At 70.2% G+C, this 25759-nt stretch carries 23 protein-coding genes; 11 read left to right on the forward strand and 12 right to left on the reverse strand.

The features are described 5' to 3' along the window. Positions 1–310 precede the first annotated feature (310 nt). Positions 311–838: a GNAT family N-acetyltransferase gene (locus tag ACTOQ3_RS41550; RefSeq protein WP_440089428.1), complete on the reverse strand. Its 528-nt coding sequence runs from the start codon at positions 836–838 to the stop codon at positions 311–313. Between the two features lie 281 nt (positions 839–1119). Between ACTOQ3_RS41550 and ACTOQ3_RS41555 the strand changes: the two genes are divergently transcribed. Next, on the forward strand, positions 1120–3381 hold the full coding sequence (locus ACTOQ3_RS41555) for a DEAD/DEAH box helicase (RefSeq protein WP_440089429.1): 2262 nt from the start codon (positions 1120–1122) through the stop codon (positions 3379–3381). A 231-nt stretch (positions 3382–3612) separates the two neighbouring features. Here ACTOQ3_RS41555 and ACTOQ3_RS41560 read toward each other — a convergent pair whose 3' ends face one another. The 5 genes from ACTOQ3_RS41560 to ACTOQ3_RS41580 form a co-directional block, all read right to left on the reverse strand. Next, a complete protein-coding gene (locus tag ACTOQ3_RS41560) occupies positions 3613–4434 on the reverse strand; it encodes an alpha/beta fold hydrolase (RefSeq protein WP_440089430.1) in 822 nt (273 codons plus the stop codon). Between the two features lie 333 nt (positions 4435–4767). After that, positions 4768–5340 carry a dihydrofolate reductase family protein gene (locus ACTOQ3_RS41565; protein WP_440089431.1) on the reverse strand — a complete coding sequence of 191 codons (573 nt, stop codon included), beginning with the start codon at positions 5338–5340 and terminating at the stop codon, positions 4768–4770. Between the two features lie 130 nt (positions 5341–5470). Next, on the reverse strand, positions 5471–6610 hold the full coding sequence (locus tag ACTOQ3_RS41570) for an acyltransferase family protein (protein ID WP_440089432.1): 1140 nt from the start codon (positions 6608–6610) through the stop codon (positions 5471–5473). 174 nt (positions 6611–6784) lie between these two features. After that, entirely contained in the window at positions 6785–7825 is a 1041-nt protein-coding gene (locus ACTOQ3_RS41575) for a cupin domain-containing protein (RefSeq protein WP_440089434.1), read from the reverse strand. Between the two features lie 189 nt (positions 7826–8014). After that, positions 8015–9040, reverse strand: coding sequence for a helix-turn-helix transcriptional regulator (locus ACTOQ3_RS41580; protein WP_440089435.1), 1026 nt, complete (start codon positions 9038–9040; stop codon positions 8015–8017). 61 nt (positions 9041–9101) lie between these two features. Between ACTOQ3_RS41580 and ACTOQ3_RS41585 the strand changes: the two genes are divergently transcribed. Both ACTOQ3_RS41585 and ACTOQ3_RS41590 read left to right on the forward strand, forming a co-directional pair. Further along, complete coding sequence (locus ACTOQ3_RS41585; protein ID WP_440089436.1) at positions 9102–10292, forward strand: epoxide hydrolase family protein; 1191 nt, start codon at positions 9102–9104, stop codon at positions 10290–10292. A gap of 48 nt (positions 10293–10340) precedes the next feature. After that, positions 10341–10922, forward strand: coding sequence for a putative glycolipid-binding domain-containing protein (locus ACTOQ3_RS41590; RefSeq protein WP_440089437.1), 582 nt, complete (start codon positions 10341–10343; stop codon positions 10920–10922). Between the two features lie 69 nt (positions 10923–10991). Here the strand turns inward: ACTOQ3_RS41590 and ACTOQ3_RS41595 are convergent, their stop codons facing one another. The 4 genes from ACTOQ3_RS41595 to ACTOQ3_RS41610 form a co-directional block, all read right to left on the reverse strand. Further along, a complete protein-coding gene (locus ACTOQ3_RS41595) occupies positions 10992–11273 on the reverse strand; it encodes a hypothetical protein (protein ID WP_440089439.1) in 282 nt (93 codons plus the stop codon). Positions 11274–11358: 85 nt separating this feature from the next. After that, positions 11359–11955, reverse strand: a complete 597-nt coding sequence (locus ACTOQ3_RS41600; RefSeq protein ID WP_440089440.1) for a DUF6461 domain-containing protein — start codon at positions 11953–11955, stop codon at positions 11359–11361. A gap of 199 nt (positions 11956–12154) precedes the next feature. Further along, positions 12155–12745, reverse strand: a complete 591-nt coding sequence (locus ACTOQ3_RS41605; RefSeq protein WP_440089441.1) for a YdeI/OmpD-associated family protein — start codon at positions 12743–12745, stop codon at positions 12155–12157. A 159-nt stretch (positions 12746–12904) separates the two neighbouring features. Further along, positions 12905–14794: an NAD(P)-binding domain-containing protein gene (locus tag ACTOQ3_RS41610; protein ID WP_440089442.1), complete on the reverse strand. Its 1890-nt coding sequence runs from the start codon at positions 14792–14794 to the stop codon at positions 12905–12907. Between the two features lie 409 nt (positions 14795–15203). Here ACTOQ3_RS41610 and ACTOQ3_RS41615 point away from each other — a divergent pair, with 409 nt between their 5' ends. Then, the gene (locus tag ACTOQ3_RS41615; protein WP_440089443.1) at positions 15204–15737 is read left to right on the forward strand and encodes a pyridoxamine 5'-phosphate oxidase family protein; all 534 of its coding nucleotides are present in this window, start codon (positions 15204–15206) and stop codon (positions 15735–15737) included. Between the two features lie 106 nt (positions 15738–15843). On the opposite strand, the gene ACTOQ3_RS41620 is transcribed toward ACTOQ3_RS41615, so the two are convergent. Continuing rightward, positions 15844–16746: a TIGR01777 family oxidoreductase gene (locus ACTOQ3_RS41620; RefSeq protein WP_440089444.1), complete on the reverse strand. Its 903-nt coding sequence runs from the start codon at positions 16744–16746 to the stop codon at positions 15844–15846. Between the two features lie 157 nt (positions 16747–16903). Between ACTOQ3_RS41620 and ACTOQ3_RS41625 the strand changes: the two genes are divergently transcribed. Beyond that, the gene (locus tag ACTOQ3_RS41625) at positions 16904–17482 is read left to right on the forward strand and encodes a YdeI/OmpD-associated family protein (protein WP_440089445.1); all 579 of its coding nucleotides are present in this window, start codon (positions 16904–16906) and stop codon (positions 17480–17482) included. Here ACTOQ3_RS41625 and ACTOQ3_RS41630 read toward each other — a convergent pair. Beyond that, complete coding sequence (locus ACTOQ3_RS41630; protein ID WP_440089447.1) at positions 17447–17695, reverse strand: HTH domain-containing protein; 249 nt, start codon at positions 17693–17695, stop codon at positions 17447–17449. The genes ACTOQ3_RS41625 and ACTOQ3_RS41630 overlap by 36 nt on opposite strands. A 92-nt stretch (positions 17696–17787) precedes the next feature. Between ACTOQ3_RS41630 and ACTOQ3_RS41635 the strand changes: the two genes are divergently transcribed. From ACTOQ3_RS41635 to ACTOQ3_RS41660, 6 genes are all read left to right on the forward strand, one after another. Further along, a complete protein-coding gene (locus tag ACTOQ3_RS41635) occupies positions 17788–18108 on the forward strand; it encodes a hypothetical protein (protein WP_440089448.1) in 321 nt (106 codons plus the stop codon). Further along, positions 18105–19205, forward strand: a complete 1101-nt coding sequence (locus ACTOQ3_RS41640) for a winged helix DNA-binding domain-containing protein (protein WP_440089450.1) — start codon at positions 18105–18107, stop codon at positions 19203–19205. Before ACTOQ3_RS41635 ends, ACTOQ3_RS41640 begins: the two co-directional genes overlap by 4 nt. A 171-nt stretch (positions 19206–19376) precedes the next feature. Continuing rightward, positions 19377–19868 carry a DUF1992 domain-containing protein gene (locus tag ACTOQ3_RS41645; protein WP_440089452.1) on the forward strand — a complete coding sequence of 164 codons (492 nt, stop codon included), beginning with the start codon at positions 19377–19379 and terminating at the stop codon, positions 19866–19868. 633 nt (positions 19869–20501) lie between these two features. Beyond that, complete coding sequence (locus tag ACTOQ3_RS41650) at positions 20502–20900, forward strand: hypothetical protein (RefSeq protein WP_440089453.1); 399 nt, start codon at positions 20502–20504, stop codon at positions 20898–20900. Between the two features lies 1 nt (position 20901). After that, complete coding sequence (locus tag ACTOQ3_RS41655) at positions 20902–23376, forward strand: DUF4132 domain-containing protein (protein WP_440089454.1); 2475 nt, start codon at positions 20902–20904, stop codon at positions 23374–23376. 260 nt (positions 23377–23636) lie between these two features. Then, positions 23637–25676: a cellulose binding domain-containing protein gene (locus tag ACTOQ3_RS41660; RefSeq protein ID WP_440089455.1), complete on the forward strand. Its 2040-nt coding sequence runs from the start codon at positions 23637–23639 to the stop codon at positions 25674–25676. Positions 25677–25759 lie beyond the last annotated feature (83 nt).

The following is a 25759-nucleotide window of genomic DNA, read 5'->3' on the forward strand; positions in this document are numbered from 1 at the left end:
GGTGTCGGCGGAGGCGGCGGGGGCCGCGGCGATGCCGGCCAGCAGGGAACCGGCCAGGGCCGCTCCGGCGAGAAGGGTGCGCGTGGTGCTCATCGTCATGCTCCTGTGCGGGTGGTGGAGGGGTCGTGCCGTTCGGACACCACGGACACTAGAAACAGTCGACGCTTCCTTCTGCGCAGGAATGCACACTCAGCTCCCAAAGTGCACTATTACGGACTCGCACCTGCGGGAGGGGCGACTCACCGTACGGCCAGGAGAGACGCCCGCGTCCCCTTCCGCGCGGCGTCCGGCCCCGCCCGAGCGGAACGTCTCACGTCTCCGCGGCGAGGTCCAGGCGCCAGTCGTTGCACCGCATGGCGTTTCCCGGCGGGTACTCGAAGTCGCACTCGGCGACGAACCGGAACCCGGCCTTCCGGCAGATCGCGTTCGACGCGGGATGGTCGACGGAGGGGTACGCGTGGATGTGGCGGTGCCTGCGCTCCGCCCTCGCCCTGGCGACAACGGCCAGGGCCGCCGCGACCGCGATGCCCCTGCCCTGGAACTCCGGCAGGACGCTCCAGCCGGTCTCGTACACGGTCTCGCCCCGCCAGGCGCGTTCCCAGTATCCGATGCTGCCGACCCGCTGGAGCCCGGGGAGCAGGACGACGCTGAACATCCGGCCGGTCTCCTTCCCCTCGATGTCGACATACCGTCTGTGCCGGTCGAGGAGTTTCTCCTCGGTCTCCGGGCCTCCCAGGTGATCGGTCATCTCCGGCGCGTTGATGCGACGCAGCAGGTCGAGATCGGTCTCCGCCCACGGGTCGAGCCGTATCAACGGTGCGTTCCCTCGATCTGACATCCGTCTCACTCCACCTTCGGCCGCTCACGTTCAGAACACGCGGATTCTGCCAGGAGGCACCGACAGTCGGTCCCGGCGTGTGCCCGGCCGGCGGCGGGATCGCGGTGGGATCGGGGTCCCGGCCCGGCCGGGCCGTTCATCGGATTCTCCCCGGAACCCATGAACGGCTCATTAGCGGGCAAAGGGCTGTGACGCCGTGTCCGGCCTGGCCGATCGTTGACAACCGGCCGGGTGGTTGGCGACGGTGAACTACCGCGAGCCGTGACGGGAGGGACGAGAGCTTGGGCGACGTCGAGCGAGAGGATCCGGCCTCCACCCCCAGGCAGGTCAGGGCCCTCTTCCAGAGGGCGGGTCGCCTCCGGTCCCACGCGCGCACGCTGCTCGCCGATGACGCGCGGGCGCGCGCCGACGCCCAGCGGGCGCTGGCCTCCGTGCGTACGCGCCTGGCACGCGAGGAACTGGGGTCGATTCCCCTGACGCGCCTGAAGGACGTCACCGTGGGGCGGCTTCGGATCAGGGCCCTCGAACAGGCCGGCTACCAGACGATCCTCGACATCCTGGACACCACGCCGTACGCGCTCCAACTGCTCCCCGGGGTCGGGGCGTGGAACGCGAGACAGGCGCACGCCGCCGCCGAGCAGATCGCCAAGGCGGTGGAGGAGACGGTGGCGCTGCGGATCGACGTCGACCGGCAGGACGACGAGACCACGGACCTGCTGATCGCGCTGAACCGGCTGGTGAACGCCGGCCCCGACCTGCCGCGCGCGGGCGGTGCCGCGCGGAGAATCGAGCGGAGGCTGGCCTCGCTCCTGCCCGACGCGCAACCCGCTCGCGGGTGGTTGCGGATGCTGCTCGCGGGCCGGGGAGGTCGTCGCCGTGCGCAGGAGGCCGTCGCGCGGATCGAGGACGTGATCGCGGAGGCGAACGCGTCCGACACGGCGCTGCTCTTCGGCCAGGCCTCCGTGGACCTGCTGCGCCCGCCGGTCTCCGGCATCGAGGCGTGGGTCGACTTCGAGCTCCGCGCGTCCGAGTACTACAACCTGCTCGCCGAGATCGCGGCCACGGAACCCGACCGTGTCGCCTCGGAGGGTTTCCTGCCCGACGACATCTCCGCGCGGGTCAAGGCCCAGGACCTCGACGACACCCACCGCCGGGTCTCCCTGCGCGGTTACCAGTCGTTCGGCGCCCGCTTCGCCCTCGCCCAGCGGCGGGTGATCCTGGGTGACGAGATGGGCCTGGGCAAGACCATCGAGGCCGTCGCCGCCCTCGCGCACCTCTGGGCGCGCGGCGAGAGGCACTTCCTGGTGGCCTGCCCGGCCAGCGTCCTGATCAACTGGGTGCGCGAGATCGAGGCCCGCAGCACGCTGCGGGCCTACTCCCTGCGCGGCGGCGACCGGACCGCCGCCCTGGCGGAATGGATCCGCACCGGCGGCGTCGCCGTGACCACCATCGACACCCTGCACCGGCTGGAGGTCCCCGACGACGTCGCGCTCGGGATGCTCGTGGTCGACGAGGCGCACTACGTCAAGAACCCGGCCGCCCGGCGTTCCCAGGCCGTCGCCCGGTGGTGCGGCCGTACCGACCGGGTGCTCTTCATGACCGGGACCCCGATGGAGAACCGCGTCGAGGAGTTCCGCAACCTGATCGGCTACCTCAGGCCCGATCTGCTCCCGGGCATCCGGAACGGCGACACCGCGGCGCTGGCGACGGTGGCGGGGACGGGAGCCGCGAGAGGGCAGTCCTTCCGCAGGGCCGTGGCATCGGTCTACCTGCGCCGCAATCAGGAGGACGTGCTCACCGAGCTGCCCGACCTCGTGCACGTGGACGAGTGGGAGGAGTTCAGCCCGGCGGACCTCACCGCCTACCGGAAGGCCGTGGCCGACGGGAACTTCATGGCGATGCGCCGTGCCGCCTACGCCGTGCCGGAGACGTCGGCCAAGCTCCAGAGGCTGCTGGAACTCGTCGACGAGGCGGCGGGCAACGATCTCAAGGTCGTGGTCTTCTCCTACTTCCGCGACGTCATGACCGCCGTCCACGGAGCTCTCGGGGGCACCGGCGCCCCGGGATCCCCGGGTGACCCCGGCGGCCGGGTCCACGGGCCGATCTCGGGCGACCTCGGCACCGCCCGCCGCCAGCAGGTCATCGACGAGTTCACGGCGGCCCCCGGCCATGCCGTGCTGCTCAGCCAGATCCAGGCGGGTGGGATCGGCGTCAACCTGCAGGCCGCCTCGGTGGTGATCATCTGCGAGCCCCAGGTCAAGCCGACCATGGAGAGCCAGGCTGTGGCCCGCGCCCACCGCATGGGGCAGGTCCGCAAGGTCCAGGTGCACCGCATCCTGACGGCCGACAGCGTCGACCAGCGCATGCTCGACATCCTCCGCGGCAAGGTCGGGCTCTTCGACACCTACGCCCGCCGCAGCGACCTGGCCGAGTCCACCCCCGACGCGGTCGACATCTCGGAACAGACCCTGGCCCGCCAGATCGTCGAGGAGGAACAGCGACGCCTCGCGACGTCGCGGCCCTCGCGGTCCTCGCACGCCTGAGGGGATCGCGGCCCCGCCGGACACCGGGCATCGGAGCGGCCGGCCCCTGTGGCGCGGAACGGGAATCGTACGGCGCGAAAAGAGAACCATACGGCATGGAACGCGAACCGTACGGCGTGAAAAGAGAATCGTGCGCTCCCGAACGATTTCGAACCTCGAACGTTCGCGATCGTGGTGAGGCAGATGTCGCGCCTGTCCGGGGCGTCGAACCGTCCTGGGAGCCGGGCCGTCTCAGGACCTGGCGAAGGCCAGCAGGTCGGCGTTGAACTCGTCCCTGTAGGCGCCGACCAGGCCGTGCGGCCTGCCCGGGTAGACCTTCAGGGTGGCGCCCTTGACCAGTTCGGCCGACTTCGGGCCGGCGGCGACGATGGGCACGATCTGGTCGGCGTCGCCGTGCGCGATGAGGGTCGGGATGTCGAAGCGCCGGAGGTCCTCGGTGAAGTCGGTCTCGGAGAAGGCCTTGACGCAGTCGTACGCCCCCTTGAGGCCCACCTGCATGCTCCACATCCAGAAGGCGTCCCTCGCCCCCTCCGAGACCTCCGCGCCGGGCCGGTTGAAGCCGTAGAAGGGCATGCTGAGGTCCCTGTAGAACTGCGAGCGGTCGCCCTCGACCCCCGCGCGGATGCCGTCGAACACCTCGATCGGCAGGCCCTCGGGATTGGCGTCGGTCTTCAGCATGAGCGGCGGGACCGCGCCCAGCAGGACGGCCTTGGCGACGCGGGAGGTGCCGTGCCGGCCGATGTAGCGGGTCACCTCGCCACCGCCGGTGGAGTGCCCGACCAGGATCACCTCGCGCAGGTCGAGGGTTTCGATCAGCCGGGCCAGGTCGTCGGCGTAGGTGTCCATGTCGTTGCCGTTCCAGGGCTGGCCGGAACGGCCGTGCCCCCGGCGGTCGTGCGCGACGGCCCGGAAACCGTTGTCCGCGACCAGCTTCAGCTGGTCGTCCCAGACGTCGGCGTTGAGCGGCCAGCCGTGGCTGAAGACGACCGGCTGCCCGCTGCCCCAGTCCTTGTAGAAGATCTCGGTACCGTCAGCGGTGGTGACGAAGGCCATGTCGGTTCCCCATCGAGGTGGTGTGCGAGCTGGACATACCTCGACGTTAGGTCAGCGGGTGGCACCCGCCATCGGCCAGATGAGCGCATCGCGCGAACTTCATGCTGCATTGACGAAACCATGGCTTCATGAGGGATTCGGTGGTTTCCGAGAGCTTTTGAGCGCGTCGCGCAGGGCCGAGCGCGAGGTGACGCCCGGCTGGGGAGGCACCCGGCAGAGCCGACCGCGGACCCGGCCGCCGTCCGAAACCGTCCCGGCGGCGTGATGACGGGCCCGCCAGGATCGCAGGCCGTCGCGCGGGCGGATCCCTCCGATCTCGGCCCCGCACGGGCCCTAAGGCTTCGCGACGCCGTAGCGCAGATGGGTGACGGTTCCGGTGACGGGTTTCCCCACCGGGATCAGTTCGGCCCGATCCTCGGCGAACAGCGGCGTGCCCTCGCCCATCAGCAGGGGAACGAGGTGGATGCTCACCTCGTCGAGCAGGCCCGCCTTCAGCGCCTGCCGAGCGACGTCCGCGCCCAGCACCAGGACGTCCCTGTCCCCCGCGGCCTCCCGCGCGCGCCGGACCGCGGCCTCCAACCCATCGAAGGCGAACGTCCCGCCGTTGTCGCCGAGGAGATCCTGCCTGGTCCTGTGGGTGACGACGAAGCTCGGGACGCCGGGCCACGGGGTGCCGCCCCACGGGCCCACGCCGAGGTCGAACGTACGCCGTCCGATGACGGTGGCCCCCACCGCCGCGTCCACCTGCCGGCGGATGCCGAGGTCGATCTCGCCGTCCGGTCCCTCCCCTGTCATCCACTCGTGCAGCCGTTCGCCGCCGTCCCCCATGCCCGCCTCCATCCTGACGTTCGGACCGGCGACGAACCCGTCCAGGGACATCGACACATCCAGCACGACCTTGCTCATCGCGAGCCTCCTCCGCTCCGTCGACGCCGCGATCGGCGCCGTCACAAAGAAGTCGGAGCCGGCCCGGCCGTCTCGACAGGAAGCTCGACGGAAAGTACGCGGCCCCCTGATCCGCGCCACCGGGCGGGTCCTAGGATCCGCCCGGCGCCGGCTCCCTCACCGAAGACCTGGCCGGCCGCCTGCCGAGACGTTGAGCGGGGGCCTCGATCAGGCGGTGGGTCAGGTAGCAGAGCGGCACCAGGGCGAGGAAGAACAGCGGGAGGTTCGGGCTGATCCGCAGCAGGAGCGGGTGCAGCAGATAGAGGGAGAAGCTGATCACCCCGAGGTGGGCGAGCCACCGGGGAAACGACCTGCGCCGCAGCGCGAACCCGGCCGCGAAGAAACCCGCGGCCAGCAGGAGTGCCGGCGCCCAGCCGGGATCGTCCTTGGCGAGGACCCCGCAGGCCAGGACCGTCAGTACGGTGGCGACGGCGGTACGCCACCGGATGGTCCCCCGCTCGGCGCGGTACACGGCCGTACCGGCGAACATCATGGCCAGGATGATCAGACCCTGCCACGCGCCGATCCGGCTGCCCAGGACCACCAGCGCCAGCCCGAGGAGACCGCCCGCCACCGCGGCGGCCGTACGCGTCCCGCCCCCCGCCCGCGCCGACACCACGATGACCGCGACCACCGCGATCCCGAGAAGCGCCGCGACCAGGTCGGCGCGGCCGCCGATGACCGGCCCCGGCAGCAGGAGGCCCAGGAGTACGGCCGACAGCGCCAGGACGATCGCGGCCGCGGCCGACCGGTGCGCCCGCCCCGTGGCGAACAGCCCGACCGCCAGCAGGTAGAACGCCATCTCGTACGAGAGCGTCCACATCACGTCGATGACGGCGGGCACGCCGAGCAGCTCCTGCAGCATCGTCACGTTCCCGAGGACGACCAGGGGCAGGGGGCGCACGCTCAGGCCCGGGTGGAGGACGAACGCCCCGGCGTACGCGAGAAGGAGCGCCAGGCCGAGCGCGGCGAGCAGGAGGGGGAGCAGGCGGAAGGCGCGGCCGATCCAGAAGGCCCGCAGGTCACCGCGCCGCTCCAGGGAGGCGGGGATGATGTAGCCGCTGACCAGGAAGAACACGAAGACGCCCCAGGTGCCGACGTCGATCCTGCGGTCCACCTCCGCCCAGAGGCCCGGGATGAAGGTCCAGCCGGAGTGGTGCAGCGCGACGGCCAGCGCGGCGGGTCCGCGCAGGGCGTCCAACCAGGCCAGCCGCGAGGGGATCGGGGCCATTCGCCCGACTTTAGACGATAGGCATGGTTGCCCGGCTATCACCTGGCCTGCGACATCGCCGCGGCCCCAGGCCCGCCCGGCGCCCGGCCCGCGACCTCACCACAACCCCGGGTCCACCCGCCACCTGGCCCGCGACCTCGTCGGAACCGGGAAAGGACCAGCCGGGCGACGTCCTCAGCGCACCGGGTCGCGAGGGTTGGCGCGGGCGACGAAGAGCGGGTCGACCGGCGTGAAGGGGAACCGGGGGAGGTCGCGCTCGGGCATGCCGAAGCTCGCGGCGAGAACCTCGCGGGAGAACGCCGACGCGCTCGCCCGGTAGCCGATGTCGGCGGGCATGGCCTGGTCGAAGAAGATGAGGAAGTGGATGTCGTCCTCGCCGAGGACCTCGATGTGGTGCGGGAAGGCGCGTGGCACGAAGTACACGTCACCGGGGCCGAGCACGTACTCGTCGAGGGTGCCGTCGGGGTCCAGGACACGCATGCGGGCGTGCCCCTTCTCCACGTATCCCATCTCGGCGGTGACGGGATGCCAGTGCGGTTCGCGCATCCCGCTCTCCTTGATGCGCAGGGAGTACATGGAGATGTCCTCCAGGGCGGCCCAGTACTGGCTACGGGCGAGGCGGGCGCTGCCGTAGGCGTAGGACAGCGGCGGGTGCTGGCCCTCGAGGTCGAACAGGTGGGCGTTGGGCAGGCCGGCCGTGGCCGGGATGTCGGCGGCACCGGTACAGCGGACGATCTGCTGGGCCGGAGACCGGTCGAGGGCGGCGAACGCCGAGGCGGGCAGGTCGTAGGTGTTGCCGAGCACCGCGTCGGTCATGGCGTTGAAACTGTCGTGCAGCGAGAAGTGCCGAGGACGTTCGTCGCGCAGCGCGAGAACGAACTCGGCACGGTCGTCGCCGACGTTCTCGATGTGGTAGATCGCGCCTGACTCGACGTGGTACATCTGACCCGCGGCGACGATGAACGAGGAGAAGGCGTCGGCGTTCCCCAGGATCGACACCAGCGCCGTGCCGGAAAGGCAGTAGCCGATCTGGTTGGCGTTGACGTTCCACTGCGGCTCGCGGATCGCACCGGGTTCCAGGGTGACGTGCTTGATCGAGAGCCCGCTGAGGATGGGCATCGCGCCGGCGTCGACCAGGGTGACCGATCCGAGCTCGCTCTCGAACGCGGGGGACGCGGTCGCCAGGGATGTGACGTGGCGTGAGGTGCTGGTCATGACGTCCCCTTCGTTGTCGCGACCCCCGTGGTCGCGGTCGAAGAACGTACGCCGCCCTCGAACTCCAGCCTGGGTCACATGGTCACGTCCACACTGATGGTGTACGCCTGTTTCTGCAGGTTAAGCAGCAGGTACCCGCTGTGTCGGGTCCTGCTGCGGCGTGTCGCCGACATCACTCACATGTGACTTTTACCTGTGGCGGCTGACGTCGGGCGGCTCGCTTCCGGGCACGCCGCACGGCGACGTGCCGCGAGATGTCTCCGCCGGAACCGCCCGCCGATAGCGGTCGGCCAGCACGCGGATCCGCGCGACGAGTTCGGGCGGCTCGGTGACCTGGAAGTCGGCATCGAGCATGCCGAGGTATCCGGCCAGCATCTGCGGTGTGTCCGAGCCGACCTCGGCCACGCAGGCGTCCTCGCCCAGAGGTTCCACCGGAACGCCGGGCGGCAGCCGGGCGCGCACGTGCTCGGCCGGTGCGCGCACCGTCACCCGCGCCCGGTAGCGCCAGGGCGCGGTGGCCAGGCCGGCGGCGACGTGGCCGACGAGGTCACCGCCGGGATCCTCGCGCGGGGCGAACCGCGGGCCGTTCGGGGTCCGCAACCGCATCCGGTCCACCCGGAACGTGCGCCAGTCGGACCTCGCGACGTCCCACCCGACCAGGTACCAACGGCCTCGGCTGTGCGCGAGCCGGTGCGGCTCGACCTCGCGGCGGCCGGCCGACCCGTCGTGGCCGGTGTAGTCGAACCGGAGCCGCTCGTGGTCGCGGGAGGCCGCCGCGATCGCGGTGAGCGTGGCGGCGTCCACGCTGGGGCCGGCGTGCGGAAGCGGGACGAGGTACGCGCGCAGGCCGTTGACACGACGGCGGAGCCGCGACGGCAGCACCTGTTCGAGCTTGGTCAGGGCACGCAGCGCCGCCTCCTCGATGCCGGTGACCGCGCCCTGTGTGGCGCCCACGCGCAGCCCGACGGCGACGGCGACCGCCTCTTCGTCGTCGAGCAGCAGCGGCGGCAACGTCGCCCCGGCCCCGAGCCGGTAACCGCCGGTGACGCCTCTGATCCCGTGCACCGGATAGCCGAGGTCGCGCAGGCGCTCCACGTCGTTGCGCACGGTGCGTGTGGTGACGTCGAGGCGCTCGGCCAGCTCCGGCCCGGTCCAGTCGCGCGGCGCCTGCAACAGGGAGAGCAGCCGCAGTAGTCGTTGTGCCGTGTCCAGCATGTTTCAAGTCTGCCCGAATACAGGAACGGGGCTTTCCTGTATCGCTCCTACGTTTCTCGCCATGGACAACAACACCGGCATCCGCCCGTTCCGCGTCGACATCCCGCAGGCCGAGCTGGACGACCTGCGCGATCGCCTCACCCGCGCCCGCTGGCCCCGGCAGATCTCCGGAACCGGCTGGGAGCGCGGCGTTCCCGTCGATTACCTCAGGGAACTGGCCGACTATTGGACGAACGGCTTCGACTGGCGCGAGCAGGAGAAGACGCTGAACGAGCACCCGCAGTTCGTGACGACGATCGACGGCCAGGACATCCACTTCCTGCACGTCCGCTCGCCCGAGCCGGACGCGCTGCCGCTGATCCTGTGCCACGGCTGGCCGGGCTCGTTCGTGGACTTCCTGGACGTGATCGGGCCGCTGACCGACCCCCGCGCGCACGGCGGTGACCCGGCGGACGCCTTCCACGTCGTGATCCCTTCGCTGCCCGGCTTCGGGTTCTCCAACCCGGTGCGGGAACCGGGCTGGGGCAACCTGTTCCGGGTGGCCGCCGCGTTCGGGGAGCTGATGAGCCGGCTCGGCTACCAGCGGTTCGCCGCGCAGGGCGGGGACGTCGGCGGCGGCGTGACCACGCTGCTGCCCATGGCCGCCCCCGGCCATGTGGTCGCCACCCACCTCAACGGTCCGTCGCCGTACCCGTTCGGCCCGCCCATCGAGCTGGACGGCCTGTCCGACGCGGACCGGGCGCGCGCCGAGCGATTCAACGCCGCCCGCCAGGACGGCCTCGGCTATCTGCACCTGCAGTCCACCCGGCCGCAGACCCTCGCCTACTCGCTGACCGACTCGCCGATCGGACAGTTGGCGTGGATCGCGGAGAAGTTCAAGGAGTGGACCGACCCGGCCGCCGGACTGCCCGAGCACGCGGTGGACCGCGACCGGCTGCTCACCAATGTGAGCCTGTACTGGTTCACCGGCTCCGGCGCGTCCTCGGCCGACATCCTCTACGAAGGTATGCGCGCCTACCGCGAGATCGCCGCCGCGCAGTCCGGCGACGACCAGGGCGGGTGGCCGTCCGCGCCGGCGCCGCCGCAGGGGATCGCGGTGTTCGCGGCGGACATGACGATCCGCGCACTCGCCGACCCGGCGAACACCGTCGGCCACTGGTCGGAGTTCGACCGAGGTGGCCACTTCCCGGCGATGGAGACCCCCGACCTGCTCGTCGGCGACCTGCGTGAGTTCTTCCGCGTCGCACGGTGATCCCGGCGGCGGGCCCATCGTCCGGCGGGAAGCGGGAAGAATCGCGTCATGACCTTCACGACACCGCCAAGGACCGCCGCCTGGCGACATCTCGACGCGCGGGACGGTTTCGAGGTGGCGTACTTCCAGCCTTCGGACGACGGCCTTCGCATCGAGGGATGCACGACGGCGGTCGAGGAGGGCGAGACCTGGATCGTCGGCTATGCCATCGAGCTTGACGCCTCCTGGACCACGCGAAGCGCACGGATCACGGGACGTTCGGCCTCGGGATCCCGGCACACCGTGCTGGAGGCCGACGGCGCGGGCCGCTGGCGCGTCGACGGCACACCGGCTCCCCACCTGGACGGCTGCCTGGACGTCGACCTGGAGTCCTCGGCGATGACCAACGCCTTCCCCGTGCATCGGATGGGACTCCGTGTCGGCGACCGGTCGGCCGCCCCCGCCGCCTACGTACGCGCCACCGATCTCGCCGTCGAACGGCTCGAACAGGACTACGTCCGCGTCGCCGACGAGGACTCCCGGCCGCGCTACGACTACAGCGCCCCGGTCTTCGACTTCGCGTGCCGCCTGGTCTACGACGAGTCCGGCCTCGTGCTCGACTACCCCGAGATCGCCGTACGCGCCGCATGAGGGCTTCTCGCACGAACCGAAGTGGCGCGGCGGCCCGGGAGGGTGACGCTCTCGTGCCGCCGCGCCGTTTCAGCCGCCGGGCGGGTGACCGGCGCTCAGGCTGAGTGCGATCTGCGCTTGGCGGACCAACACCGTGACCAGCCGTTCGGGTGAGGCACGGATGAGCATGCGTCTGATGCCCGCCTTCACCTCCTGATCGGTGAGCGGTCGACGCCGGAGGGCGGTCCAGCGGCGCAGAAGAGGGTCGTGGACGATGTGCCATTCGGGAAAGGTCTGCTCAAGCGTGGCGCGCCGGCGCTCCTCGGGTGCGCTCACGATGACGGCGACCCGGGCAGCTCTCATGGCGATCATCCCGGCACGCTCCGGTACGGATGAGATGAGCGACGAAGGACGTCCGCTGCGGCCGGCCCGCGGGATCACGGAGGATGGGTCCCGCTCACCCCGCCTCGGGGATGGATCCGCACAGGTAGGTGGAACCCTCCAGCAGTTCCGGTGTCAGCCTGATTCCGGTGAGATGCTCGACCAGGAGGAACGCCGGCCCCTCGGAAGGGTAGGTGTGCCCGTCCTCGGGGGCGATCCGCCGTATGACCTCCACGATCTCGTCCGGCACTTCTTCCGGTACCTCTTCCGAGTACCCTTCGTCGGCGATGAAGCAGAACCGGATCTCTCCGTCATCAATCCAGTAGAAGCACTCGACGCCTTCGACGTCGCGGAAGTGGGAGACAAGGCGGGTCCCCGCCGACAACGACGTGATGATTTTCTCATCGATGCCGAGCCCGCCGTTGGGTTCGACGACGAACACCCAGTCGCCGATGGCCGTGACGCCGAGGAACACGGTGTCATAGCTCTTCCTGTAGCGAGTCTCGACCAGTTCATCAAGCGTCATGGGCGTGAAATCCTCCGGCCGGCCACCGAACCGGGACACCAGTTGCCCGGGTGTCAGGCCCCGGATGTAGGTGAAGCAGTAGGCCTCGGCCAGCTCGGGGAAGCGCTCGTAGGAGAACCAGGCGTAGTCGTCGGGGGTCGCGATCATTTCGTCATGCTCGCAGCACCGGCCGACAAGATGAGTCCGTTCCGACCTGGTGACGCGGGCCGCGTGCCTGTCATGGATCGCCGGACGTGGTGCCGGAACGGGGAAGCCTCTGGCAGGAGGGGTGCCGACCAGGATCAGCCGTCACGCCAGAGGCTCGCGTGCTGTTCGTGCCGTGCCGCCGTTGAAGGAGGAAGAGGCGTCAGGGCTTTCTCCGGGGGCCGTGGGGCGGCTCCCCGGCCTCCAGGCGTTCGATGTAGCCGGCGATCCTGCGCGCCCGCGTCTCGGGCTTCTTCGCCTTCTGGATGGTGAGCAGGATCTGGTAGCCGCTGCTCTTGCTGAGGGCGGCGAAGGCTGCCGCCGCGACGGGAGAGGCGTCGAGCGCCGCCCGCAGGTCAGGGGGGACCTCCGCGGTGCTCGGCGGGGCGTAGGCCGCGTCCCAGCGGCCGTCGGCCTTGGCCAGCTCGATCTGTTCGAGCCCGGCCGGCCGCATCCGGCCGTTGGCGATGAGCTTCTCGACCTTGGCGCAATTGATCTTCGACCATGAGCTGCGGGCCCTGCGCGGCGAGAAGCGCTGGGCCCACCAGCCGTCCGGCGCGTTTCCCGAGAAGGCCTTGCCGTCGATCCAGCCGTAGCACAGGGCGACGTCCAGGGCCTGGGACCTGGTGACCGAGGGCACCTCCGTCCCCTTCTTCGGCAGGGCGACCCAGACCTCGCCGGCGGTCCGGTGGTTCGCCTCCAGCCAGGTGTCGAACTCGTCGACCGAGGTGAAGTGCAGATTCTCGTCCGTCATCGAATACCTCCAGCGTGGAGACCTCCGGCCCCGGCCGTGGGGATGTCGACGTCTTACCGCCGGGGCCGCTCATCCGAGGTCACGTGTCGCGTTTCGCCCGTTCGTCCGTACAGCACCGATGACCGTCCGGTACGTCACCGATGATCATCACGGTTCCCTTCACACCTCCAGAGACGCGTGCTGCGGCACCTTCCCCTCCTCGTCCGCGGTAGGCCGGGCAATCTGTTCGGCGGCGGCCTTGACGCGCTCCAAGGTCTTGTGGATGCCGTCGCGCAGCTCCTCGGTGTGCCCCTCGTAGCCGCCGAGCGCCAGGTTGGCGAAGGACGCGGTGCGCTTGCGCTGCCCGGCGCTCTGCCCGGAGACGTCCCACCGCTCGGTGAGAAGGGTGCCCCCGCCCTCCTGCTCCAGCCGGTAGCTCCAGCGCACGCCGTTGGTCCTGGTGCGGAACGCGAAGGACTTGCCCGGCTCCGCCCGCTCGACCTCGTTGGTGGTGACCCACACGACCCAGCCACGGCGGTTGACCCCGACGAAGCGCGCCCCGACCCCGCGCCTGCCACCGATCCAGATGCATCGACGGCATTCGGGACTCCACTGCCCCATCCGCGTCACGTCGCTGACGAGCTCCCACACCACGTGGGGATCGGCGTCGATCCAGACCGAGACCTCCTCCGGCCGGTAGCCGTCGGGGTGCCGGTCCGCGGCGGCCTTGGCCTCGGCCTTGGACGTCGCCAGCGCGAGCCGGGCTCCGTCGCGCCGCGCACGGTCCAGCTCGGCCAGGTAGGGGTAGTGGTCCACCTGCATGGTGTGGCGCTTGGAGGCCACGTAGCGTTTGGAAAGCTTCGCCTTGTAGCGGGCGATCTCCCGGTGCATCTGCTCCGGCGAGGGCAGCGCGGCACTGCCGTCCAGCAGGTCGGCCACCCAGTGGGACTGGGCCTCGGACAGCACCGTGGTCGCCCCCAGCGGCTGGAAGAGCCCGACGAAGTACAGGCCGGGGTGGTTGGGATCGACCACGCGGTGGAACAGGGAGACGTCGTTGTCGGTGGGTGCGATCACGGTCTCGTCCAGGAACGGGAAACTGATCTTGTAGCCGGTGCTGTAGATGACCGCGTCGATGGCCTCGCTGCTGCCGTCGGTGAAGTGCACCGTGTCACCGTCGAAGCGGGCGATGTTCGGCTTGACGGTGATGTCGCCGTGGCCGAGGCGGGCCAGCAGGGACTCGGAGACGGTCGGGTGGGCGTTGAACAGCTTGTGGCCCGGCTCCGGCAGCCCGTAGTCGGTGACCTTGCCGACCGTGAGGCGCAGCAGGCCCGCCATGACCCACCGCTGCGCCTCCCGCGGCAGCACCCTGGTCAGAAAAGGGCTGATGAGGTCGTCGCTGGGCTTGCCGAACATGAACTTGGGAAAGACGTATCCCCCGCGGCGCACGGCCATGAACGTGCGGTCGGAGACGGTGGAGGTCTCCACCGCGATGTCGGACGCCGAGTTGCCGAGGCCGAGCACGAGCACCCGCTTGCCGGCGTACTCGTCGGGGACCTTGTAGTAGTGCGAGTGGGTCTGGGTGCCGGTGAAGGTGTCCACTCCGGGGAAGGGCGGCTCCGGGTAGCGGGGGACCGAGTGGTGTCCGTTGGCCACCACCACCGCCCGGTAGCGACGGCTGGTCTCGACTCCGGTGTCGCGGTGGCGCACGGTCACGTTCCAGCCCCCGCCGTCGGCGGGCTCCACGTGGGTGACCTCCGTACGGAAGACGATCGCGTCACGAAATCCGAAGTGGTCGACGAAGTCGTCGAAATACCGTGCCATCTGGAAGTGGGTGGGGTAGGCCGGATAGTCGTCAGGCATGGGATAACTGCGGTATTCCGTCAGATGCCGAGAAGTGTTGATGTGCAGCGACCGGTAACCCGAGGACAGGCCGTTGTCGTTGAGATAACGCCAGTTTCCACCGACGTGGGAGCCGGCCTCATAACAGTCGAAGGCGATACCGCGCTCGTGCAGGACCTGGCAGGCGGCAATCCCCGACGAGCCCGCTCCGATAATGCAGACGTCCTCCATAATTACTTCCTCCTCGTGATCGGTTTCCCGACGCCGGTGGACCGGAAGGTGCGGTGGCGTGCCTCGGACCTTCCGTTTCCCCTTCTTTCCATCCGACTACGTTTACCTGCCATCAAGTTATGCCGGTAACACCTTTAGGGACAACGAGCACGCCATAAGGATTACTTATTGAGCCGGGTGATAATTTCTTATTGAATCCGCAGAAACCCCCGCTCGTCCCGGGTGGCGAATCCGGATCACCACCGGGATTGATCGGTACGAAAGACACCCCTTATTGCGACGTCATTGCCCGCCCGTCGTCACGGTCGTAGCCTCGTGATCGGAACATCATTTCCCGTCACCGCGGTCATGGTTTCGCGAGATCGAGATCGTCCCTGTCCGCCCCCCGCACGGCAGAAAGGAAGAACCGATGTCCACCACTCACCCCGAGGCCGAACTGGAAGTGCGTTACAGCGAACCGGGAGTGGAGCCCACCTCGTGGCGGGAGACCCTGGACATGCTGGAGACGGCCGAGCTGTTCTGGCTGACGACCGTCCGCGCCGACGGCCGCCCCCACGTGACACCGGTGGTCGCGGTGTGGCACGACGACGCCGTGTACTTCACCACCGCCTCGATCGAGCAGAAGATGCGCAACCTGGAGCACAGCGGGAAGGTCGCGGTGACGACGGGGAACAACCTCTGGACCAAGGGACTCGACGTCGTCGTCGAGGGCACGGCCACCGAGATCACCGCCCCCGAGGCCCTGCCGGCGATCGTCGGCGCGTTCGACGCGAAGTACGGCGCCCACAACAGCTGGAGCCTGGAGCTCGTCGACGACGTCGCCCAGGTCGCGGGCCACCCCGCGGTCGTGTTCCGCATCGAGCCGGCCAAGGTGTTCGCGTTCGGTAAGGAGCCGCCCGCGCAGACCCGCTACCGCTTCGCCGGGACCTCGTCCTCGTCCTAGCCGCGCTCGCCGGGCGCCGGTACGCGAGCCGCCCGGCGACGGTGTCCACGTCCTGGCGGCGGTCGCCGGGCGCCGGCGCGTGAGCCGCCCGGCGACGGTGTCCCCGTCACCGGTCCGGCGTCGATGGGCGCAGGACGTCGGCGAGCGCGGTGTCGAAGTCAACGTGCCGGAACGTGAACCCCGCGTCGCACAGCACCCGGGGAACCACGCGCAGGCTGATGAGCGCCAGCTCGTCGGCCGCCTCGCCGAGCACGGCCCTGACCACCGCCTTCGGCACGGGCAGGAGCACGGGCCGGCGGAGTGCCCGGCCGAGCGCCTTGGTGAACTCGCCGTTGGTCACGGGGTCCGGCGCGCACAGGTTGACCGGCCCCGAGATGTCCGGATTATCCAGGAGGAACCTGATGGCGGCGATCTCGTCCAGCATGCTGATCCACGCCACGTACTGCCTGCCGTCGCCGAGCCGCCCGCCCAGTCCCCACTGGACCGGCGGTCTGAGCAGGCTGAGCAGGCCACCGTCGGGCGACAGCACGAGACCGGTGCGCAGCAGCACGACCCGGCTGCCCGCGTCACGCGCCACCACGGTCGCGGCCTCCCAGTCGACGACCATCTCGGCGAGGAAGCCGGAGCCCTCGCCCGATGTCTCGTCGGCGGCGACGTCGCCGGTGTTCCCGTAGAAGCTCAGGCTGGACGCGTTGAGCAGGGTGGGGATGCCGTGCTTGGCGACGGCTTCGGCCAGCGTCCTGGCCGGCTCGATGCGGCTGGCACGGATGCGCCGCTTACGCGTCGCGTTCCACCGGCCCTGGAACGACGAGCCGCACAGGTTTATCACGGCGTCGACCCCGTCGAGCGCGTCCCGCGCGATCGTGCCGGAGGCGGGATCCCACTCGTGCTCGTCCTCCGCCTCCGGTTCGCGCCGGACGAGCCTGCGCACCTCGTGACCCGCCTCGCGGAGCTCGGAGACCACTGTTCTGCCGATAAGACCGGTCGATCCCGCGACGACGATCAGCATGTGATTCACGTTACTTCGCTCGCGTCGTCCCGCGTCAAGCCGACGAGAGGTTTTCCCGGCGGGAAAGATCGGGAATCGCCTGGCCGGCCCGCCACCGGTTCGAGGGCCCGGCATCCGGCGATCTCCACCGGCGCGACGGGCGGATAGCCTGATCCGTATGGATGAGCGCGACGGAGTGGAGATCATCGCCTTCGTGGACGCCGAGGCGTTCGAGAGCTGGCTCGCCGAGAACCACACGCGCCACGAGGGCTTGTGGATCAAACTGGCCAAGAAGAAGTCCGGCATCCCGACGGTCACCTCCGACGAGCTGGTCGACGTCGGGCTGTGCTACGGCTGGATCTCCGGCCAGCGGCTTCCTCTCGACGAGCAGTACTACCTGCAGAAATACGTGCCGCGCCGGCCCAGGAGCCTGTGGTCGCAGGTGAACGTCGACAAGGTCGCGATGCTGACCGCCGCCGGGCGGATGCGCGAACCCGGGCTGGCCGAGGTGCGCAAGGCGCAGGAGGACGGGCGCTGGGCGGTGGCCTACGAGTCGCAGAAGACGGCGACGGTGCCCCCCGATCTCGCGGCGGCGCTCGACGCGAACCCGAAGGCGGGGAAGGCGTTCGAGGCGCTCGACAAGACCGGGCGTTACCTGGTGATGCTGCCGTTGCTCCAGGCGCTCACGCCGGAGAACAGGAAGGCCCGGCTCGACAAAATCCTAGAAATGCTGTCCGAGAGCGAAAAATCGGGATAAGGGTCGAGTGGTTCGACGGTGCCCCACTGATCGGCCGCCTGCCGTACCCCGGGTCGCGCTGACCGGGTAGCCGAGCTCGCGCGGCCGGCCGACGTCGCGGCGGAGGGTCCGTCCGGACACTTCGAGCCGGTCGGCCGATTCCGCGCCGGGCCAGTGGCGATGGGTATGCAGCAGCGAGGGCAGCCTGAGGGTCCGTGAGCCGGTGTTCGCCATACCGACATCCTCGCCCGAATTCCGGTCAGAAAGTGACCGGAAGCCTCCTTAGAGTCGGTCTCGAAGGCCGTACCGACGCAAGGAACCTAAAAATGATCACTGTGGTGTTCGTCTCCGGCGCGGCGGGCGGAGTCGGCTCGCTGTCCAGCCGGCTCGGCGACGCGGCGAAGCGCTTCCCCGAGCCCGATCACGTCGCGGCCCGGGCCCGAGGCGTCGAGCTGACGCCGTTCTCCCGCCACCACACCCCCGGCAAGATCGCCGCCTGGTGGGAACACTTCGGCGCCTGGCCGGGCGAGGGCCGCTTCGTCTACCCGCAGACGGTCGTCAAGGGCGGGATCGAGGACGTGCCGCAGGCGTTCCCGTCCCTGCTCCAGGGGTCCTACCGGGGCGATGTCTCGGTGCGGCTGTCGTGACGACCCTCTCGGACAGGGCACTGAACCGGGCCCTGCTGGGCCGCCAGTTCCTGCTGGCCCGCACCGATCACACCCCGCTGGAGGTGATCGGGCGCCTGGTCGCGCTGCAGGCGCAGGAGCCCAACTGGCCCTACGTCGGGCTGTGGAGCAGGATCCGCGACTTCACCCACTCCCAGCTCGCCACGCTGCTGCAGGACCGGAAGGTGGTCCGTTCCGGCCTGCTCCGCAGCACCCAGCACCTCGCCGCGGCCGACGACTTCCGCCGGCTGCGGCCGCTGCTGCAGCCCGTGCTCGACCGCACCGCCCGCTCGGCGTACTTCGCCCGCAACAGCGCGGGCCTGGACACCGCCTCCCTGGTCTCCACCGGGCTCGAACTGCTGGCGGGCGGAACGACACCGCGAAAGGAGCTGGCCCGGCGGCTGGCCGAACGCCACCCGGGCCGCGACGGGCGCGTCCTCGCCGGAGAGGTCGAACTCAGAGCCCCCCTCGTCCACAGCCCGGCCACCGGCGCATGGGGCTCCTGGGGCACCCGGCCGGCCGTCTCCGTCACGCCCGCCGAGACCTGGCTCGGCCGGCCCATGGCCCCCGCGACCGCCAAGGACCTGATCCGCCGCTACCTGGCGGCGTTCGGCCCGGCCGGGACCATGGACGTACAGGCCTGGTCCGGGCTGACCCGCCTCGGTGAGATCGTCTCCGACATGCGCGCCGAACTGCGCCACTACCGCGGTCCCGACGGCAGGGAACTGATCGACCTGGCCGACGCGGAACTGCCCGATCCCGACACGCCCGCGCCCGTACGGCTGCTGCCCGCCTTCGACAACGTCCTGCTCGGCCACGCCGACCGGACCCGCGTCATCAGCCACGAGGACAGAAAGCGCGTGATGCCCGGCCATGCACAGGTACGGCCCACCTTCCTCGTGGACGGCCACGTGCACGGAAGCTGGTCCCTCGAAGGCGGCACCCTGCGCCTGGCTCCGTTCCGCCCGCTGTCCGCGACCGATCGGGCGGCCTTGGAGCAGGAGGCGGAGCACCTGCTGCCGTTCGTGGGAGGCGAGAAGGTGTCCTGCGGCAGCCCGATCGCGATCGGGCCGTTCTGAGCGTCCGCCCCGGGTGCCTGCTCCGCTGCCGGGGCGCTCCCGCGCCCGTCCACGCGACCTCCGGGTCGGCCCGGGTGACCTTGGTCGCCGCCTGGACCTGTCCGTCCCCTCGCCGCGCCCTCCTCGTTACCCTCGAAGGTGATGCCGTCCGCGGTATGAGAGGTGAGATTCGTGACGGAACGCAAGCCACCGGGAGTCAGTTTCGAGACGTGGATCGACAGGCAGATTCGTGAGGCCACCGAGCGCGGGGAGTTCGACAACCTGCCGGGCGCGGGCAAGCCCCTCCCCGGCGAGGGGAAGCCGCAGGACGAGATGTGGTGGATCAAGCAGAAGATGCTCGAGGAGAACCTGGCCTTCCCGCTGCCGGGAACGCTCGCGCTGCGCAAGGAGGCCGAGGAGTCCCGGGCGGCGGCGGTGGGAGCGCGTACGGAGGCCGAGGCTCGCGGGATCATCGACGGCATGAACGACAGGATCCGCGAGAGCTACGGAAAGCCTCTGTCCGGCCCGCCGCTCTTCCAGCCGCTCATCGACGTGGAGGAGGTCGTCGCCGACTGGCGGGCCCGCCATCCGGCCGAGGAGAAACCCGTCCCCACCCCCGAACCGCCACGTGAACGGCGCTCGTTCCTCTCGTTCCTCCGCCGGAACCGGAAAAGGCACGGCTGATCGCCATCGGCCCGGCACGCTCCGGACCTTGCCCGAGTCGATCCTTCGCCGGCCGGGAAGGCCGGAAAGGCCGGAAAGGCTCGGGAGGGAGAGATCCGCGGCCGAATCGGGTTCTCCACGGAACGCGCGACCACCTCGGTTCGTCGTTCTTTTGAAGACGCGGTTTCGAGAGCACCGCGCGTTCGAGAGCGTTACGGTTCTCGAGAGCACCTCGTCCCGAACGGCGGCGAGGCTTCCCGTGTCGTCGTTGGGGTGACGCCGTGTCGATCGGCAGACCACCGGGGCGATGGTTCTTCGCCGCCGTCGGGGTCGCGGCGTTGTCCGGCTCGATCTGGTCGACTGGCCCTTCGCCTCGACGAGGTGCTTCATCTGGATGCCCGAGGGCCGGCCGCGGCCCGAGGACCACGAGTACGGCCTCAGACACCTCACCGGCCCCTGGTGGGGTTGCCGGGGCTGGGACGGCTGGTGACCGGTCCTCCCGAACCGGACCGCGCGATCTTCGCTCGCTGAGCGGACAAGTAGCCGTTCTCCGGCGCGATCACCGGCCGTGAGACCGGTCACGGGATGAGATCTGTCGGTTCTAGCTGATATCGATTGCCCTGCATTGTTTCCACCGATCCATGGAGCTGCGGGATGGCGACGGTTACCTTTCGCGACGAGACGGCAATGGGGAAACCGCTGCACGAGTTCGCTCTTCCCGATCTCCCGGAGAGCATCTCGGCGCGTGAGCTCGTACGGCTGCGTGTCCGCGAGGAGGTCGCCCGGTTCAACGCCGATCCCTCCGCCCGGTTCAACGGCCTGGTCCGTCCCGTGGACGCCGAGGTGGAGCTGAACGGCTACCGGACGGGCGCCGGTGCCAGGCGGCGCGTCGGCTGGGAGAGGCAGGCGGACATCGCCGAACGGGCCTTCCAACGCAACGGGTTCGTGCTGCTGGTCGGGGAGCGGCAGATCGACGACCTGTCCGAGACGATCGACCTGACCGCCGATCCGGTGGTGTCGTTCATCAAGCTCGTCCCGCTGGTCGGCGGCTGACATGATCGGAATCGACGACACCAATCGCGCCTACATCCACCTGACCGGATACCTGGACGAGGAGACCGGGGAGAGGTACCGCCGCTTCGAAGCGCTCTTCGCGCAGGGCCTGCAGCCCGGTCCGGACGTCGACTGGCGGGAGTACGGGCACTGGGCGCAACTGAAGCTGAGCCTGGGACGGGACGGAGGCCACGATCACGACGAGCGCGTCCTGCGGTTGATCCGTACGGTGGCCGAACGCGACATCGACTGGACCCCCGGAGACGCGCGCCTTCTCGTGCACAGAGCCCAGGAGATGGTCAACGGGGGCCACACCCGCTACGAGGAGATCTTCCGGATTCCGTTCGCGGCGGCACGCCGTTTCGGCTTCCAGGAGCGTCGCGAGATCATCGGATGGCTGCGGGTGCCGCCCCTGCGTCCTCCGTTCCGGATGGCGGTGTGGGACGCACGGGCCGGGCAGGTGCGAGAGGCGCTGTCCGAGCAGCTCGACGAGCTGCTGGTCGAACCGGCCGAGCACGGCCCCACCGGCGTGGTGCGGAACATCATCTGGGAGGGTGACCCCTTCGCCCGGCTGCTGGCCGAGGAGTACGGCCCGCGCCTGGCGGACCCCGCGGTCCTGCCGCTGCTGCGCCACTGGAACACCGCCCGGTCCACCAGACCGAGCGCGAAGTGGCTCAGGACCGCCAAGGCGCTGCTCACCCCCGGCACGGTCGACCTGGTCCGGGAGATCCTCACCCGGCTGGCGGCCCACCGGGAGCGGAAGATCACCCGGAGCAGCGATGATCACGAGTGGAGGGAGACCGTCTTCCTGCACGAGCGCACCATCCTGCCGATGCGCGGCGTGATCTGGACGTGCGAGGTGATCGAGGAACGGTGGGTGACCTCGCTCCTCGGTGACGTCGCGCTGAACTGCGGCACCGGGAGCAACGGGATGGGCTCCACCTGCCGCAGCGAGAGGCTCACCAACACCGCCGTCGGTGCGCTGGCCCGCCGCGGCGGGATGGCGGCGATCGTGCCGCTGGCCCGCGTCCAGGCCAAGGTCCGCGCCAGATCCGTGCTGAAGAATGTGGCGCGCACCCTGGACGAGGTGGCCGCGCAGGCGGGGCTGACCCGCGAACAGCTGATGGACCGCACCGTGCCGGCCTTCGGCCTCGGCCCGGACGGGGTCAGGGAGGAGAGGATCGGCGACTACCTCGTACGGCTGTGTGCCGACGGCCCCGCGCTGCGGTTCGTCAATCCCTCGGGCAGGACCGTCAAGTCGGCCCCGCAGGCCATCCGCAAGGACCCGGCGCTGGTCGAGCTCAGGATCACCCTGAAGGAGCTCAGGCAGGCGCTCGCGGCCGAGCGGTTCCGGCTGGAGCAGGCGCTGATCAAGGAACGCGGGTGGAGCTGGCAGGAGGTGACCGAGTTCTTCCTCGACCACCCGGTCACCGGCCGGTACGCCCGCGCCCTGGTCTGGCAGGTCTCGCCGGACTCGGCTGGGCTGCCGGTCAGGACCGAGGCGGGCTGGGAGCTGTCCGACCCGCAGGGACACCGCGTCCGGCCGGATCCCGACACCCCGGTCGGGCTCTGGCATCCGATCCACGCGACCGCCGATGAGGTGCGGACCTGGCGCGACCACCTGCTGGAGCACATGATCCGCCAGCCGTACAAGCAGGTGTTCCGCGAGGTCTATCTGCTGACCCCGGCCGAGGAACGCGCCCGCACCCATTCGGCCCGCTTCTCCGGGCACGTGCTCCGCTACGGCCAGGCCAAGACACTGCTGAACCAGCGCGGCTGGACGGGCCTGTCCATCGGCCACTGGGACTACGAGTGCGGCGGCGACCAGGGCGAGGCTGTCAGGGAGCTGTCCGGCTGGCGGGCCCGCTGGGGCATGCACGTGGTCGGCGACCCGGCCGCCGACGGGTGGGACACCGCCTCCTTCTGCGCCACCGAGGAGATCACCTTCCACCGGGCCGGGCCGGGAGAGCTCTCCGGCCACGACTCGGCAAGCGACCGGGTCGCGCTGGTCGAGGTGCCACCGCTGGTGCTGTCGGAGGTGCTGCGCGACGCCGACCTGGCCGTGGGGGTCGCCTCCCTGGGCCTCGACCAGCGGGCGGTGGCCGGGCACGAGGACTACTGGCGCTCCTCCGGGTTCGGTGAGCTCACCGAGACCGCCAGGACCCGGCGCGACGCGCTGGCCCGGCTGCTGCCCCGGCTGAGAATCACCGATCGCGCGGAGCTGACCGACCGGTTCCTGCGCGTACGCGGCGACCTGCGGACCTACAAGATCCACCTGGGGTCGGGCAACATCCTCATGGAGCCCAACGACGCCTACCTGTGTGTCGTCCCCGGGCACGACCGCGACGCCGCGTCCGTCTTCCTGCCCTTCGAGGAGGAAAGCGGCATGCTCTCGGTCATCCTGTCCAAGGCCTTCCTGCTCGCCGCCGACACCGCCATCACCGACCCGTCGATCACCCGGCAGCTCGGCGGCTGAACGCGCCACGGCGGCCTCCCCGCGTGCTCGCCGCCGCACGTCGCCCCCCGACGGGGCCGGCCGGCGACGTGGTGCATCCATGACAAAAGGCCGGAGGGAATGCGGGTTCACCTCGGCGGGGTACCCCCGGTCGGCCGACCGGCCGGCGTGAAAGTTTCACCGCCGGTTGACGGATATGAGGCGACCGCTGACGATCATGTTGCCTCCGGGTCAGGGAGGGGGTGTCGAGTGAACGCCACTATCCGTTGCGAGGTACACCGATGCCGAGAACTCCGTTACGGGCAGCGTCCGCCCTTCTGCTGACGCTGGCCGTCCTCACCGTCCCCACGGCGCACGCCGACGAGGTCGCGCCGGTCGCGGTGACCGTCAACGCCCGCGCCGCGCTCGCCACCGCCCCCGAGACCGGTATCGGTACCAACCACGCGATCTGGGACAGCCGTCTGGGCACCGACGAGACCGCCGACCTGCTCAAGGACGCGGGCATGAAGGTACTGCGCTACCCCGGCGGCTCGTACTCCGACATCTACCACTGGGCCGACCACACCGCCCCCGGCGGCTACGTCGCTCCCGACACCGACTTCGACACCTTCATGCGCGGCGTGCGGCGCACCGGCGCGCAGCCGATGGTGACCGCCAACTACGGCACCGGTACGGCGGCGGAGGCCGCGGCCTGGGTGCGGCACGCCAACGTCGTCAAGGGCTACGGCGTCAAGTACTGGGAGATCGGCAACGAGAACTACGGCAACGGCCGCTACGGTGCCGCCTGGGAGGCCGACGACCACGCCGACAAGAGCCCTGCCGAGTACGCGCGCCATGTCGTGGCCTACTCCGACGCGATGAAGGCCGTCGACCCGACCATCAAGATCGGCGCGGTGCTGACCACGCCCGCCAACTGGCCCGACGGGATAGTCGCCGAGGGCGACGCCGGGACCTGGAACGACGTCGTCCTGTCGACCGCCGGGTCGAAGATCGATTTCGTGATCCTGCACTGGTACCCCGGCGCCTTCGACAGGACCGCGCACGTTCCCGACATGATCCACCTCACCCGCCGGCAGATCGCGGAGCACGTGGGAACCGGTTCCGAACGGATCGGCATCGCGATGACCGAGTTCAACACCGGGTCGAGCAGCGGCGGCACGACGACCCAGCCCGGCGCGCTGGCCGCCGCCGACGCCTACGCGACGCTGCTGGCCAACGGGGTCTTCACGGTCGACTGGTGGAACGTCCACAACGGCATCGGCAGCGTCACGCAGGTCGAGGGACACACCGACTACGGCGACTTCGGCCTGCTGTCGAGCGAGACGTGCACCTCCGACGGCAGCGTCTGCGAACCGTCGGCGAACACGCCCTTCGCGCCGTACTACGCGCTCCAGATGGTGAGCAGGTTCGCCCGCCCCGGCGACCGGTTCATCCGGGCCGCGACCGACCAGGAGAAGGTCGTCGCGCACGCCGTGCGCCGCCCCGACGGCGATCTGGCCGTCCTGCTGATCAACACCTCGTCCGACACCTCCTACCCCGTCACGATCGGCTACTCGGGCTTCAGCCCGGCGTCCGGGGCTCCCACCGTGCTGACCCACACCAACGGCGCCACGAGCATCGCCACGTCGACCGCGGGCAGCGCGACCGGCCAGACGCTGCCGCCGCTCTCGCTGACCACGGTCATCCTGCGTCCCGCCTCCGCCCCGGCCGGCCTGCCGGGCGCGCCGGGGCAGCCGACGGCCTCGGACGTGACGGACGAGGCCGCCACCGTCTCCTGGCCCGCCGCCTCCGCCGGCGCGCGCCCGATCGTGAAGTACGAGGTCCACCGCCAGAACGGGGCCGTCAGCGAGCAGCTCGGCGAGACCACCGGCACCTCGTTGAGCGTGGGCAACCTGAAACCGGGCACGCGCCACACGGTCAACGTGATCGCCCGGGACAGCGGCGGCGGCGTCTCGTCACCCTCCGCGCCGCTGACGTTCACGACCGGCACGCCCGCCTCCAGTTCGTGCTCGGTACGCCTGAGCAACCAGTCCGACTGGGCCAGCGGCTACGTCGGCGCCATCGACATCACCAACCACGGCGCGCCGATCGACGGCTGGACCCTGAACTTCAGCTGGCCGAGGACGTGGCAGAGCCTGGGCAGCGGCTGGGGCGCCGTCTGGACGCAGAACGGGCGGGACGTCAGGGTCGTCAACGACTCCGGCAACGGCTCGCTGCCCACGGGCGCGTCGGCCACGATCGGCTTCGTCGGCAACTACAGCGGCCCGAACACGCTGCCCGCGGTCTTCACCCTCAACGGGACCGTCTGCACGACCAGGTGACGGTTACGGCCGACGAACCGGGCGACGGCCCACGGCCGTCGCCCGGCGCGCAGGTCCCGGAGACCGGGGTTCGGGGGAGCCGG

Origin of the sequence: Streptosporangium sp. LJ11, assembly GCF_051918945.1 — a bacterium.
Classification (GTDB): domain Bacteria; phylum Actinomycetota; class Actinomycetes; order Streptosporangiales; family Streptosporangiaceae; genus Streptosporangium.

Bases quoted from the DNA above. Each gene is read 5' to 3' on its own strand.
- ACTOQ3_RS41570 (WP_440089432.1), bottom strand. From the start codon at position 6,610: ATGGCCCCGATCCCCTCGCGGCTGGCCTGGTTGGACGCCCTGCGCGGA.
- ACTOQ3_RS41610 (WP_440089442.1), bottom strand. From the start codon at position 14,794: ATGGAGGACGTCTGCATTATCGGAGCGGGCTCGTCGGGGATTGCCGCC.
- ACTOQ3_RS41660 (WP_440089455.1), top strand. From the start codon at position 23,637: ATGCCGAGAACTCCGTTACGGGCAGCGTCCGCCCTTCTGCTGACGCTG.
- ACTOQ3_RS41595 (WP_440089439.1), bottom strand. From the start codon at position 11,273: ATGATCGCCATGAGAGCTGCCCGGGTCGCCGTCATCGTGAGCGCACCC.
- ACTOQ3_RS41585 (WP_440089436.1), top strand. From the start codon at position 9,102: ATGGACAACAACACCGGCATCCGCCCGTTCCGCGTCGACATCCCGCAG.
- ACTOQ3_RS41655 (WP_440089454.1), top strand. From the start codon at position 20,902: ATGATCGGAATCGACGACACCAATCGCGCCTACATCCACCTGACCGGA.
- ACTOQ3_RS41580 (WP_440089435.1), bottom strand. From the start codon at position 9,040: ATGCTGGACACGGCACAACGACTACTGCGGCTGCTCTCCCTGTTGCAG.
- ACTOQ3_RS41565 (WP_440089431.1), bottom strand. From the start codon at position 5,340: ATGAGCAAGGTCGTGCTGGATGTGTCGATGTCCCTGGACGGGTTCGTC.
- ACTOQ3_RS41615 (WP_440089443.1), top strand. From the start codon at position 15,204: ATGTCCACCACTCACCCCGAGGCCGAACTGGAAGTGCGTTACAGCGAA.
- ACTOQ3_RS41600 (WP_440089440.1), bottom strand. From the start codon at position 11,955: ATGATCGCGACCCCCGACGACTACGCCTGGTTCTCCTACGAGCGCTTC.
- ACTOQ3_RS41605 (WP_440089441.1), bottom strand. From the start codon at position 12,745: ATGACGGACGAGAATCTGCACTTCACCTCGGTCGACGAGTTCGACACC.
- ACTOQ3_RS41625 (WP_440089445.1), top strand. From the start codon at position 16,904: ATGGATGAGCGCGACGGAGTGGAGATCATCGCCTTCGTGGACGCCGAG.
- ACTOQ3_RS41575 (WP_440089434.1), bottom strand. From the start codon at position 7,825: ATGACCAGCACCTCACGCCACGTCACATCCCTGGCGACCGCGTCCCCC.
- ACTOQ3_RS41560 (WP_440089430.1), bottom strand. From the start codon at position 4,434: ATGGCCTTCGTCACCACCGCTGACGGTACCGAGATCTTCTACAAGGAC.
- ACTOQ3_RS41635 (WP_440089448.1), top strand. From the start codon at position 17,788: ATGATCACTGTGGTGTTCGTCTCCGGCGCGGCGGGCGGAGTCGGCTCG.
- ACTOQ3_RS41630 (WP_440089447.1), bottom strand. From the start codon at position 17,695: ATGGCGAACACCGGCTCACGGACCCTCAGGCTGCCCTCGCTGCTGCAT.
- ACTOQ3_RS41590 (WP_440089437.1), top strand. From the start codon at position 10,341: ATGACCTTCACGACACCGCCAAGGACCGCCGCCTGGCGACATCTCGAC.
- ACTOQ3_RS41550 (WP_440089428.1), bottom strand. From the start codon at position 838: ATGTCAGATCGAGGGAACGCACCGTTGATACGGCTCGACCCGTGGGCG.
- ACTOQ3_RS41620 (WP_440089444.1), bottom strand. From the start codon at position 16,746: ATGCTGATCGTCGTCGCGGGATCGACCGGTCTTATCGGCAGAACAGTG.
- ACTOQ3_RS41650 (WP_440089453.1), top strand. From the start codon at position 20,502: ATGGCGACGGTTACCTTTCGCGACGAGACGGCAATGGGGAAACCGCTG.